This is a genomic window from Arthrobacter sp. 10N44_2 (genome assembly GCF_056394385.1).
In genome coordinates this window covers 207,164-219,690 of record NZ_JBFTHT010000005.1, presented here as the reverse complement: position 1 = coordinate 219,690, position 12,527 = coordinate 207,164, and the positions used below count along the sequence as shown (strand labels likewise).

Here is a 12,527-nt window from a genome sequence, read left to right as displayed (position 1 = left end):
CGGCGAGAATTTACACTGCGTTCACCCGCGCATGTGTGCGGCGCAGGAGGCTAGACCCGGATCAGTGGACGCGGAACCTCAGGCGCCGGTCAACCGTCGTGCTTAATCTCCCGGCTCGAACACCGCGGTTCCCATCATCAGGATGCCGCGCCGGGGTATCCAGAAGTCCCCCAACCTGTCCTGGACTGGCAAGGCAGCGGGTTCTCCCAAGTCGCGTCCCTTGAGCACGGCCCGGCTGTCTGCGACGAACCACATGCGCCGAGGGTGGACGGCAAATCGTTGGCCGTTGGGGGCGAGGCCAGTCAGGCCCAGGTGGCCCGCCCCGAGGAGCGGTCCGGCAACGGCACCCATGGCGCGCAGGAACGCCCGGCTGCGCCACAGCCGGTCCGGAACGGCACCGGACACCACCGTCATGAATCTGGTGATCGTCGTGGAGCGCAGCGTGAGCTGCCAGTGCAGCGCAGCGCCGCCGTCGACGTCGACCGTGAAAGCGTGGCTGCCGCTCCACGTGAGGGAAATGCGGGAGGTTGACGCCGAATCGAGGGCGGCGCCGAAGTACCGGGGGCACGAGAGTCCTGGGGCCACGGTGCCATGCATTGACCATGCTCCGGCGGGGTCGCGGATCCAGACCGAGGTGTACCCCGGCCCGATCGATGACCCGGCGAAGCGCCGCAACGCCAGTACGTAGCCTGAACTGAACGGAACCCCGGTGACGCCGAACCCGGTGAAGGTTTCTTCTTCCCCCGCGACGTCCCCCGCGGCGCCGTGCGCAGTAGAGCGCGCGGCGGCCCGCTCGGCGGCTTCAACCAGCGCCTGGGGACTCTGCATGGCATCAGCCTCCGGATTGCGGCGGGCCCGCTCTGTAACTCTACGTGCGCAATCTACATGTGGACGTGGAGCCGCCGGGCTGCTTCGGAGATGGAGCCACTCAGGGACGGGTACACGGTGAAAGTGCTGGCGATGTCGTCGACGTGCAGCTTCTGGGTCACGGCGATCGAGATCGCGAAGATGAGCTCGGAGGCGTTCGGGCCCACCACCACCCCGCCGATCACGGTGCCGGAGCCCTTGCGGGCGAAGATTTTGATGAAACCGTCGCGGTGGTTGCGCATCTTGGCGCGGGCGTTGCTGCGCAGGGACAGCTTGATGACGTCGGCCTGGTACTTGCCCGAATCAATCTCGGCCTCGGAGACGCCCACGTTCGCAATCTCGGGCGAGGTGAAGATGTTGGATGCCACCTGGTGCAGCTTAAGGGGCATGACACTGTCGCCCAGGAAGTGCGCGATCGCGATCCGGCCCTGCATCGCGGCGACGGAGGCGAGCGCCAGCACGCCGGTGCAGTCGCCCGCGGCGTAGATGTTCGGCGCAGTGGTGCGCGAGACGCCGTCGACCTTGATGTGGCCGCTCTCGGTCAGCGCGACGCCGGCTTCCTCCAGGCCGATGCCGGCCGTGTTGGGGATGGAGCCGACGCAGACCAGGCAGTGGCTGCCGGTCACCTTCGAACCGTCGCCGAGGGTGACCACGACGCCGTCGTCCGTGCGTTCGACGGTCTCGGCGCGGGCGCGGGAGAGGACCTTGAGCCCGCGGCGTTCGAAGACGCCCTCGAGGACCTCGGCGGCGTCGGTGTCCGAGCCCGGCAGCACGCGGTCGCGGCTGGAAATCAGGGTGACCTTGGAACCCAGGCCGTTGTAGGCCGAGGCGAATTCCGCGCCCGTGACGCCGGAACCCACCACGATCAGCTCTTCGGGGAGCACGTCCATGTTGTAGATCTGGGCCCAGTTGAGGATGCGCTCACCGTCCGGGCGGGCCGTGGGCAGCTCGCGCGGGTGGGCGCCGACCGCCAGCAGGATGGTGTCTGCTTCCACCGTCTCGGTGCCGTTGGCGGTGAGGACCTCGATGGTGTGGTTGTCCAGCAGCCTGCCGGAACCGATCAGGATGCGGACGTTCTGGTGTTCCAGCCCGACTTGGATGTCCTCCGACTGCTTCCGCGCCAGCCGCAGCAGGCGGTCGTTGATGTGCTTGAGGTCCGCGCGCATCGTGGGGGTGCAGTCGCCGCCGTCGAGGTCGAATTTAACCCCGAGCTCGCCGGCCTCGCCGACGCGGGTCATCAGATCTGCCGTCGCGATCAGGGTTTTGGACGGAACGACGTCGGTCAGCACCGCCGAGCCGCCGAGCCCCGCACGCTCGATGATGGTGACCTGCGCCCCCAGCGAGGCGGCGACCATGGCGGCCTCGTAGCCGCCAGGCCCTCCGCCGAGAATTGCGATGCGGGGTGAGCTGAAGTCAGGATGCGTAGTCACAATCAACCATTGTCCACCATCCGAACCGGAGCCACCAAGAATCCGGGCCGCGCGCGGGTCCGGCCGTGCATGCTGGGCAGCGGGCCCCGGCCGCGATAACTTGTACCGGTGAGTACAACAGAATTCCTGAACACGGACCCTTTCGACGCCGCCCGCGCCGCCGCCGACTACATCGCTGCAGAGACGGGCGTCGACTCCCATGACGTCGCCCTGGTCCTCGGCTCGGGCTGGGGCGACGCCGCCGAGCTCATCGGCGAGACGACCGCCACCTTGTCCGCCGCCGAAATCCCCGGCTTCTCCGCACCGTCCGTGGTGGGGCACGTGGGCACCATCCGCTCGGTCCTGACCAAAGAGGGCAAGCGCGCCCTGGTACTGGGCGCACGCACGCACTACTACGAGGGCAAGGGCGTCCGAGCCGTGGTGCACGGGGTGCGCACCGCCGCCGCGGCCGGCTGCAAGACCCTCGTGCTGACCAACGGCTGCGGCGGGCTCAACGAGAACTGGACGCCCGGCACACCGGTGCTCATCAGCGACCACATCAACCTCACCGCCACCTCTCCGTTGGAAGGGGCAACGTTCGTGGACCTGACGGACCTGTACTCCTCCCGGATCCGCGGGCTGGCCCGCGAGGTGGACCCGTCGCTGGACGAGGGCGTCTACGCCCAGTTCACCGGCCCGCACTATGAGACGCCCGCCGAGGTGCAGTACGCCAAGCGGATCGGCGCCGACCTGGTGGGCATGTCCACGGCGCTTGAGGCGATCGCCGGCCGTCACGCCGGCATGGAGGTCTTCGGCATCTCGCTGGTGACCAACCTCGCCGCCGGGATCAGCCCCGTGCCGCTCAGCCACGGGGAAGTCCTCGAGGCCGGCGAGGCCGCCGGCCCGCGGATTTCCAAGCTGCTGGCAGACATCATCGCCAAGCTCTGATCCTGGTTCTGGGCTAGGCCCCGCGACAGGTCCTGGGCCACCCGGCTGCGGCTATTCCGCGGCCAGGTAGTCCAGGACCTTTGCTTTATCCGCCGGGAACCGCCGCTCCATCGAGTCCGCGATCCCGGCGATGCTCTGGCGGGCCAGCGCCTGCCGCCAGGCGAGTTCGGCCTGGCGCATAGTCTGGGAAATCAGGCACGTCCGCGCGAAGTTCTCCTGCCGGTCCGGTTCCGGAACATTTCCGAGGATCGCCTCGCACCGGAACGCCGGGTCCTGGCCCTCCAGCGCCAGCACGATGTCCAGCACGGTGATGTTTTCGGGCCGGCGCGCCAAGAGAAAGCCGCCGCGGGGACCCGACACCGAGTCCAGGACGCCGGCCCGGACCAGGGACTGAAACTGCTTATTGAGATAGGCCGCCGGGAGTTTGTAGAACTCGGCCAGCCGGGCACTGTTCACCGGCTCACCGGGCGGTGTCCAGGCCATGTTGACGCAACTGTGCACGGCCCATTCGACGCCACGGCCCATCTTCATATTCCAGACGTTACGTGTCCGGAAATTTGGGTGTCAAGGTCCCCGCGAAAGGCCTCGAGATGGAACTGAAACCCGAACTCTCGATTGTCTGGGCAGGAATCGCCCACGATTGGCGATAGTTTGGTTCCATGACGTCTTCTGATGCCGAACTCGCCCGCCTCCTGAGCGATGCCCGCGATTGGGCCAGCCAGGACCCGGACCCCGCCACCGCCGCCGCCCTCTCCGAACTGGTCCGCCTCACCGACGGGGGCGACGCCGCGGCCCGCCAGGAACTGGCCGACAGCTTCAGCGGCACCCTGCAGTTCGGCACCGCGGGACTGCGGGCAGCCCTCGGCCCGGGTCCGAACCGGATGAACCGTGTGGTGGTCCGCCGCGCCGCCGCCGGCTTCACCGCCTTCCTCACCAACGCGGTCGGGCAGGCCTCCCCCGGCACCCGGCCGCGCGCCGTCGTCGGCTATGACGCCCGTTACAACTCCGACATTTTCGCCGAGGAAACAGCGGCGATCCTCACCGCGGCCGGGGTTGAGACCTTCCTGATGCCGGCAGCGCTGCCCACCCCGCTGCTCGCCTACGCGGTGCGGGCACTGGACTGCGACGGCGGCGTCATGGTCACCGCCAGCCACAACCCGCCGCAGGACAACGGCTACAAGGTGTACCTCGGCCGTCACGCGGTGGAGGAAAGCGGCCGCGGCGCCCAGATCGTGGCACCCTACGACGCCCTGATAGCGGCGAAGATCGACGCCGTCGGCGCCCTGGACTCGATCGTCCTGGCCGCGGACGGGTGGACCGTGCTGGAGCCCTCCATCGCGGCCGACTACCAGCGCGCCGTCGCGGCCCTGGCAGTCCCTGCGCACTTCCCGGCCCGCGGGCTGAAGATCGTCCTGACCCCCATGCACGGTGTGGGCGGGGAAACGGCCGTGGCGGTGCTGAACGCCGCCGGATTCGACGACGTCACGCTCGTCACCGAACAGGCGCAGCCGGATCCGGACTTCCCCACGGTAAACTTCCCGAACCCGGAGGAGCCCGGGGCGCTGGATCTCGCCCTCGAGGCGGCGACGCGCGAGGACGCCGACATCGTGATCGCCAACGATCCCGACGCCGACCGGGCAGCGGTGGCGGCGAAGGATCCTGATACCGGCGCGTGGCGCATGCTGCGCGGCGACGAGGTAGGCGCATTGCTAGGTGCCCACGTCGTGGCGCGGCAGGCCGCCAGTGGCGAAGCACCGGCCGGCGTGTTCGCCAACTCGATCGTGTCCTCCCGGCTGCTGGCGCGAATCGCGGCCGCGGCAGGCTATGCGCACGAGGAAACCCTGACCGGTTTCAAGTGGATTGCCCGGGTGCCGGGGCTGGTCTACGGCTACGAGGAAGCGCTGGGCTACTGCGTTGCTCCGTCGCTGGTGCGCGACAAGGACGGCATTTCGGCTGCGGTCCTCATTGCCGAACTCGCGGCGGCCGCAAAGGCCGAGGGCAAGACGATCTTTGACACCCTGGACGAGCTGTACCTGGTGCACGGGCTGCACGCGAGCGACCAGCTCAGCATCCGGGTGGCGGACCTCGGCCTGCTGGACGCGATGATGAACCGGCTGCGCGTGAGCCCGCCGGAATCGTTTGGCGGCTCCGGCGTCGAGGCCGTCACGGACCTTGCCGAGGGCAGCGAACTCCTCCCGCCCACCGAGGGCCTGCTGTACCTGACCCGGGACCTCAGCCGTGTGATCATCCGCCCCAGCGGTACGGAACCGAAGCTCAAGTGCTACCTGGAAGTCATCCGCAGTGTCGGCTCGGCCGCCGAGCTTCCGGCAGCCCGGGACGAGGCCCGCACGGCCTTGGACGGCGTCCTTGCGGACGTCCGCGAGGCACTGGGCCTCTAGAGCTGCACCTCAATGTACCCGCCCACAATCCGGGTACCGAAGGTGGCGAGGCGGAGTTCCGGGCTGCCGAGGCATTCTCCGGTGCCGAGGTCGTAGACCTCCTTGTGCAACGGAGATGCCACCGTGGGCCGGTCCCCGCGGGATCCGGTGATGCCGCGTGCCATGACGTTCGCCCCGGTGGCCGGGTCCTCCTGCGCGACGGCGAAAACCTCACTGGACAGGGTGCGGAACAGAGCCACCTGGCGGCCCGCAATCAGTGCCGCCTCGCCCCAGGCGGGTTCCAGGTCCGCCACGGCGCACACCCGGTGCCAGCCGGCTGCGGCTTCAGTAATTTGGTCCTCAACGTCGTGTACGGCGGTTTCAAGTACGGCGGTCATCCCGGCCCCTCTCTGATACATCCCTTACGGGTTCAACCGCTGCTGCGGCCACATATTCAAGCTAGGCGCGCGGTGTTTCATCCGGACGCGCCGGATGTGTCCGGCGCGTAAAAGAGAGCTCACACGGCGGGAAATGCATTCGTGATGCAGAAGTTAAGATCACGAAACATAAGGGAAACTGAAGCGAAATTCCGGTTGCCTAGTCTGGGACGACAAGCTGCAGAGCACCGTCTGCGGCCCATGCGAAAGGCCCACCGTGACCGGACACCCCTCAAGCCACCCGAACCAGGGCGCAACCAGCGCCGCCCCGCGCCGTATTGTGGTGGCCGGCGGCGGCCCCGCGGCGCACCGTTTCGCCGATGCCATGCACGCCCGCGGACTCGATGGCTGGCACGTGACCGTCCTCACCGAGGAAGCCCACCTCCCCTATGACCGCGTCGCGCTGAGCAAGGCACTCACCGACAGCGACGTCGACCTCACCCTGGGCAGCGCTTCCATGTGGGACCACACGGCCCTGAACCTCAAGACCGGCGAGCGCGTCACCAGCATCGACGCCGCCGGCAAGACCGTCCGGACCGCGGCGGGAACCATTTATCCCTATGACGAGCTGGTGGTCGCGACGGGCTCGGACGCTGCCCGCCTGCCCATCCCGGGCGCCGAACTCACCCATGTGTACCGCACCCTTGAGGACGTCTGGTCCATCAACAAGGCCATCGCGGACCTCACCGCGAAGCTGGGCCGGAAGGTCAAGGCGGTCACGATCGGCGGCGGTCTGCTGGGCCTGGAATCAGCCGCCGGCACCGAACAGCTCGGCGCCACCCCGATCGTCATCAACGGCTCGCCGTGGCTCATGAACACCCAGCTGGACGAGGGCGCCGGGCAGGCGCTCGGCCGGCTGATCGAGGCCAAGGGCTTCACCGTCCACGGCGGGGTGTTCCCCTCCGAGGTCCTCTCCGACGACGACGGCCAGGTCACCGGCGTCCTCATGGCCGACGGCCGGATCATCGACGCCGACATCGTGATCGTCGCGATCGGCGTGCGGCCCCGCGACGAACTGTTCCGGGCGGCGGATGGCCCGGATGGGCAAAAGGGACCGCAGCAGTTCCAGCTCGGCCAGCGCGGCGGCGTCGTCATCTCCGACGACTGTTCCACGGAGGTTCCCGGCATCTGGGCGATCGGCGAGGTCGCCAACTTCGGCGGCATGTGCCTGGGACTCGTGGCCCCGGCCAACACGATGGCCGAAATCGTCGCGGACCGGCTGCACGGCGGCGACGCGACCTTCCCCGGCTTCGACACCGCCACCAAGCTCAAGCTCTCCGGCGTCGACGTCGCCAGCTTCGGTGACGCCTTCGCCCGCACGGAACACGCGCTCGAGATCGTCTACGCCGACCCCGCCCGCGGCGTCTACCAGAAGATCGTCACCACCGACGATGCCAAGACCCTGCTCGGCGGCATCTTCGTCGGCGACGCCTCGCCCTACACCTCCCTGCGCCCCATGCTGGGCCGCGAACTGGCCGCCGAACCCGGCGCCTACCTCACCGCGGCCGGCGGCGGTGACGCCGGGGACGGAGTCTTGGAGATCCAACTGCCGGATGACGCGATCCTGTGTTCCTGCAACAACGTCTCGGCCGGAACCATCCGTGACACCGTCAACGGCTGCGGGAGCTGCGACGGCAACGCGCCGGTCCGGGAACTCGGCGAGCTCAAGGGCTGCACCCGCGCCGGCACCAGCTGCGGTTCCTGCGTGCCGATGCTCAAGAAGCTGCTCGAAACCGAACTGACCAAGTCCGGCGTCGAAGTCTCCAAGGCCCTGTGCGAACACATCGAGCTCTCCCGCCAGGAACTCTTCGACGCCATCCGGGTCCTGGAGCTGACCTCCTTCGAGGAGATCATGGCCAAGTACGGCACCGGCGCCGGCTGCGATATCTGCAAGCCGACCATCGCCAACATCCTCGCCAGCCAGAACAGCGCCTACGTCCTGGACGCCGGCCGCGGCACCCTGCAGGACACCAACGACCGCGCCCTGGCCAACATGCAAAAGGACGGCACCTACTCGGTGGTCCCGCGGATCGCCGGCGGCGAGATCACCCCGAAGAAACTCGGCGTGATCGCCGCGGTCGCCGAGCAGTACGGCCTCTACACCAAGATCACCGGTGGGCAGCGGATCGACATGTTCGGCGCCCGGCTGGAGCAGCTGCCCGAAATCTGGAAGGTCCTGGTCGATGCCGGCTTCGAATCCGGCCAGGCCTACGGCAAGAGCCTGCGCACGGTGAAGTCCTGCGTCGGCTCCACCTGGTGCCGCTTCGGGGTCCAGGATTCGGTGGCCATGGCCATCGCGCTCGAGCTGCGCTACCGCGGTCTCCGCAGCCCGCACAAGCTGAAGATGGGCGTCTCCGGCTGCGCCCGCGAATGTGCGGAGGCCCGGGGTAAGGACGTCGGCGTCATCGCCACCGCCGACGGCTGGAACCTGTACGTCGGCGGCAACGGCGGCGCCACTCCGGCGCACGCCCAGCTGCTGGCCAAGGACCTCGACGACGAAACCCTGATCAGGTACATCGACCGCTACTTCATGTACTACATCCGCACGGCCGACCGGCTGCAGCGCACCGCGCGCTGGCAGGAAGAGCTCGACGGCGGCATCAAGCACGTCGAGGACGTGGTGGTCCACGACACCCTGGGCATTGCCGAGGACCTCGAAGCCGCCATGGCCAAGCACGTTGACACCTACGTCGACGAATGGGCCGACACCCTGAAGGATCCCGAGCGCCTCCGCCGCTTCCGCTCCTTCGTCAACGCCCCGGACCAGAAAGACGATTCGATCACCTTCGTCTCCGACGAGCGCGGCCAGATGCGCCCCGCGACAGCGGAGGAGAAGGCGCGGGCCGGGCAGCAGCCGGTCCTGATCGGGGCTTCCATTCCGGTCCGGGCCACCACCCCGGGACTGCCTGACGAGAACGAGGTATAGCCATGCAGCTCACCATTGACCTCACCGGACGCGAAGTCCTGGTCACGGGCGCGGACCACGCCGCCCGTCAGGCCGTGCGGCGCTATGAGGCGGCCGGCGCCGTCGTGTTCCGCCTCAGCACCCCGCAGGGCGCCGGCATTGACGGCCCGCTGCCCGAGCGCCCGTTCCTGGTCGCGGCGGTCGACGACGGCCAGCCCGGCTGGGAGGCCCTCCTCGGCCGGTGCCGTGCCACCGGCATCCCGGTGGCGGCCGAGCCCCCGGCCGGCGCGGCGGGCCACGTCACGCTGGTCGGCGGCGGACCCGGGACCACCGAGCTGCTCACGGTCGCCGCCGTCGCCGCGCTGCGCGATGCCGACGTCGTCTTCTACGACCGGCTCGCCCCGTACCAGGACCTGCCGTCCCTGACCACGGCAGAGCTAGTAAATGTGGGCAAGAAGCCCGGCCACCACAAGGTCAGCCAGGCCGACATCGAAAAGCTCATGGTGGAAAGCGCGCTGGCCGGCAACAACGTGGTCCGCCTCAAGGGCGGGGACCCCTATGTGTTCGGCCGCGGCGGCGAGGAAGTCGCGTCCTGCGTCGCGGCCGGGGTTCCGGTCCGCGTCATCTCCGGAGTCACCAGCGCCATCTCGGTTCCGGCCGCCGCCGGCATCCCGGTCACGCACCGCGAAGTCAGCCACATGTTCACCGTGGTCTCCGGCCATGCTCCGCTGACCGAGAACGAACTGACGCACCTCGCCGGGCTCGGCGGAACCATTGTGGTCCTGATGGGCATCGGCACCCTGCACCACCTCGCGGCCGGACTCCGCCGGTCCGGAATGCGGGCCGACATGCCGATGGCGGTCGTCGAACGCGGCTACCGCCCCGGCCAGCGGACCACGATCGCCGAGCTGGGCACCATCACCTCAGCAGCCGCGGGCTGCAGCAACCCCGCCGTCCTGGTGATCGGGGACGTTGTCCGGGTGGCCGAAGCCAACCGGGGCTGTGCCGGTGCCACGGCAGAGCTCGACCGTCTGGCCGCATCACTGATGGAGGCGTAAGGATTCCCATGAGCGCACTGAACGCCGTCGCCGCAGCCCTCCCGGAGCCCGGCGCACCACTGTCCTCCTTGAACCCCGCCCTCGCCTCCGCACTGACCGCCGGGGCGACCGCCGGCGCCCCCGCGCCCGAACCCGCCGAGGACGCGACCGACCGGGACCTTCCCCTGGACGGCTTCCGGATCGGCGTCACCTCGCACCGCCGTTCGCAGGACCTCATCGAGGCCCTGGAACGCCGCGGTGCCGAGGTGCTTCACGCCCCGGCCCTGAAGATCGCCCCGGTCCGGGAGGACCAGAGCCTGATCGAGGACACCCGGGCGATCATCGCCGCCCGGCCCGATCTTTGCATCGCGACCACCGCCTACGGCATGCGCCGCTGGTGCGAGGCCGCGGACACGTTTGGCATTGGCGACCAGCTGCTGGAGACCCTCTCCGCCACCCGGATGTTCGTCCGCGGGCCCAAAGCCCGCGGCGCCGTGCGCGCCGCCGGGCTCGCCGACGTCGGAATCAGCAGCGACGAAACCACGTCCACGCTCGTGGACATGCTCCTGGCCGAGGGTGTGCGCGGCAAGACAGTCGCGGTGCAGCTGCACGGCTACACCGATGTCCGCCAGCTCGAGCGCCTGCGCATGTCCGGCGCCACCGTCCTGACGGTCACCCCGTACCGCTGGGTCAAGCCCGACGGCGCCGACCGGCTGCCCAAGCTGATCGAAGCGGCGTGCAGCGGCAACCTGGATGTCCTGACGTTCACCAGCGCGCCCGCCGTGGACGCGATGTGGAGCACGGCGCACGAGATGGGCGTCTACAAACAGCTCGTAGAGAGCCTGAAGACCACCGTGGCGACCGCCGTCGTCGGGCCCATCACCGCGCAGCCGCTGCTCGATGCCGGGCTGCATCCGCTGATCCCGGAACGGTTCCGGATGGGCGCCCTGATCCGGCTGGTCTGCGAGCACCTGGCGCTGAACCACGTCCGCCGGCTCGACACCGTTTCCGGCAGGGTGGAGCTGCGCGGCCGGTCGCTGCGCATCAACGGCGAGCCGGTCGAAATGGCGCCCGCACCGCTGTTGCTGCTGCGCGCGCTCATCGGCGCCGGCGGGGCAGTGCTGTCCCGCGAGGCGCTCTCGGACCTGCTGGAGCTGCGCGGTTCCGTGCATGCCCTGGACATGACCGTCAGCCGGCTGCGGTCCGCGCTGCCGGACACCCGGCTGGTGGAAACCGTGGTGAAACGCGGCTACCGGATCCGGGTCTAACCCAACGCGGGGTCACATAGCGCCCATCCCACCGCTATCTATAGGCGCTAAGTGACCCCGCGTTGCTTTGCTGCCGGCCTTCGCGACGGTGTGACCCACGGCATTACCGGCCGGTAAATACTGGCGAACGGGCAGGGCAGAAGCGGCAACACCCGGGAAACACCCCGGAAAAATCGGACGCCTACGCTGGGGTTCATCAAGCACACCGGCCACACGATGGCCACCCAGCGAAAGGGCCAGCACATGTCCGCTCCGGCAATGTCTCCCATCTCCACTTCCTCCCTGACAGGCGCTCCGGCTGCCGCCGCCACCACGGCCGCCCGGCCCAGGATCGTCATCGCCGGCGCCGGCCGGGCCGCCCAGGCGCTCGTCCGGCAGCTCACCCGGACCCCGTTCGCCGGCGCCATCACGGTCCTCAGCAACCGGGACGACGCCCCCGAGGAATTGCTGGAGCTCGCCGTCCTGCCCCAGGTATCCGTCCGCTTCGGCCAGCCGGCCAGCTATATCGACGCGGAAAACCGCCGCGTGACCACCGCCGACGGCATGGAGTTCGACTACGACGAGCTCGTCATCGCCACCGGTTCCGCCCCCGCCGAGGCTCCGGTGGAAGGTGCCGCCCGCTGCCTGAGCTATTCCACGATCGACGACGCCGCCGGGCTGGGCGAGGCCGTCAAGGACGTCACCCGGGTCCTGGGCCGCCGCCCCCTCGGCATCCTGGTCGGCACGGGTTCGGCCGCCGGCCAGGCCGAGGCCGTGCTCCGGTCCCGCGGCGTCCGCCCGGTCCGCACCACCGTCCGTCCCGCCGCCGTCGTTCCCACCGCCGCCGGGTCCGCCCTGCCGGCGTCGGGCATCGTCTTCGAGGACGGCTCCAGCATGAACGGTGACCTCGTGATCCTCGCCGAGGAGCGCATCGCCCGCGACGAGCTGGCCGCCACGGCCGGGCTCGCGACCGCTGCCGGCGGCGGGATCGTCATCGGCCAGGACTTCCGCACCTCCGTGCCGGGCATCTGGGCGATCGGTGACGCGGCAGCCTACGACGGCGTCCGGCTGGGGCTGCTCGTGGCCTCCGGTTCCGCGGCGTCGGTGTGCGCTTCCCAGTTGCTTCAGGCCACCATGGGCCGGCCGCTGGCGGCCGCCGCCTGACGTGCCGGGGAGGCCCGGCCGGGGGCATCCGCCGGGCACATTCCTATGGCAAGATGGTTCCCTGATAAGCCGCGCACCACGCGGCGCCGCCAGGGCCCGCAGGCCCACAAGGCCCGGGAAGGGACCGCCGCGTCC

General features: G+C 69.4%; 10 protein-coding genes. 6 read left to right on the top strand and 4 right to left on the bottom strand.

Translation table 11 applies throughout. The annotated features are described in order from the left end of the window. Window positions 1–102: 102 nt before the first annotated feature. Complete coding sequence (locus AC1DBX_RS08365) at window positions 103–828, bottom strand: hypothetical protein (protein ID WP_476849031.1); 726 nt, start codon at window positions 826–828, stop codon at window positions 103–105. Between the two features lie 53 nt (window positions 829–881). Next, window positions 882–2,297, bottom strand: a complete 1,416-nt coding sequence (locus AC1DBX_RS08360) for an NAD(P)H-quinone dehydrogenase (RefSeq protein ID WP_028278354.1) — start codon at window positions 2,295–2,297, stop codon at window positions 882–884. A 108-nt stretch (window positions 2,298–2,405) separates the two neighbouring features. On the opposite strand from AC1DBX_RS08360, the gene AC1DBX_RS08355 reads away from it, so the two are divergent. Next, window positions 2,406–3,224 (top strand): purine-nucleoside phosphorylase, encoded by an 819-nt coding sequence (locus AC1DBX_RS08355; protein ID WP_028278355.1) that lies wholly within the window; start codon window positions 2,406–2,408, stop codon window positions 3,222–3,224. 51 nt (window positions 3,225–3,275) lie between these two features. Here the strand turns inward: AC1DBX_RS08355 and AC1DBX_RS08350 are convergent, their stop codons facing one another. Beyond that, on the bottom strand, window positions 3,276–3,755 hold the full coding sequence (locus AC1DBX_RS08350; protein WP_028278356.1) for an RrF2 family transcriptional regulator: 480 nt from the start codon (window positions 3,753–3,755) through the stop codon (window positions 3,276–3,278). 128 nt (window positions 3,756–3,883) lie between these two features. Here AC1DBX_RS08350 and AC1DBX_RS08345 point away from each other — a divergent pair, with 128 nt between their 5' ends. Beyond that, window positions 3,884–5,623, top strand: a complete 1,740-nt coding sequence (locus AC1DBX_RS08345) for a phospho-sugar mutase (protein ID WP_476931519.1) — start codon at window positions 3,884–3,886, stop codon at window positions 5,621–5,623. Here AC1DBX_RS08345 and nirD read toward each other — a convergent pair. Then, window positions 5,620–6,000 carry a nitrite reductase small subunit NirD gene (gene nirD / locus AC1DBX_RS08340; RefSeq protein ID WP_476931518.1) on the bottom strand — a complete coding sequence of 127 codons (381 nt, stop codon included), beginning with the start codon at window positions 5,998–6,000 and terminating at the stop codon, window positions 5,620–5,622. The two genes, AC1DBX_RS08345 and nirD, sit on opposite strands and share 4 nt — an antisense overlap. 256 nt (window positions 6,001–6,256) lie before the next feature. On the opposite strand from nirD, the gene nirB reads away from it, so the two are divergent. The 4 genes from nirB to AC1DBX_RS08320 all read left to right on the top strand — a co-directional run bounded on the left by nirB (window position 6,257) and on the right by AC1DBX_RS08320 (window position 12,392). Beyond that, window positions 6,257–8,965 (top strand): nitrite reductase large subunit NirB, encoded by a 2,709-nt coding sequence (gene nirB, locus AC1DBX_RS08335; RefSeq protein ID WP_476931517.1) that lies wholly within the window; start codon window positions 6,257–6,259, stop codon window positions 8,963–8,965. Window positions 8,966–8,967: 2 nt separating this feature from the next. Further along, complete coding sequence (gene cobA / locus AC1DBX_RS08330) at window positions 8,968–10,002, top strand: uroporphyrinogen-III C-methyltransferase (RefSeq protein WP_476931516.1); 1,035 nt, start codon at window positions 8,968–8,970, stop codon at window positions 10,000–10,002. Window positions 10,003–10,094: 92 nt separating this feature from the next. Next, window positions 10,095–11,249, top strand: a complete 1,155-nt coding sequence (locus AC1DBX_RS08325) for a uroporphyrinogen-III synthase (protein WP_476856642.1) — start codon at window positions 10,095–10,097, stop codon at window positions 11,247–11,249. Between the two features lie 243 nt (window positions 11,250–11,492). After that, the gene (locus tag AC1DBX_RS08320) at window positions 11,493–12,392 is read left to right on the top strand and encodes an FAD-dependent oxidoreductase (RefSeq protein WP_476931515.1); all 900 of its coding nucleotides are present in this window, start codon (window positions 11,493–11,495) and stop codon (window positions 12,390–12,392) included. Window positions 12,393–12,527 lie beyond the last annotated feature (135 nt).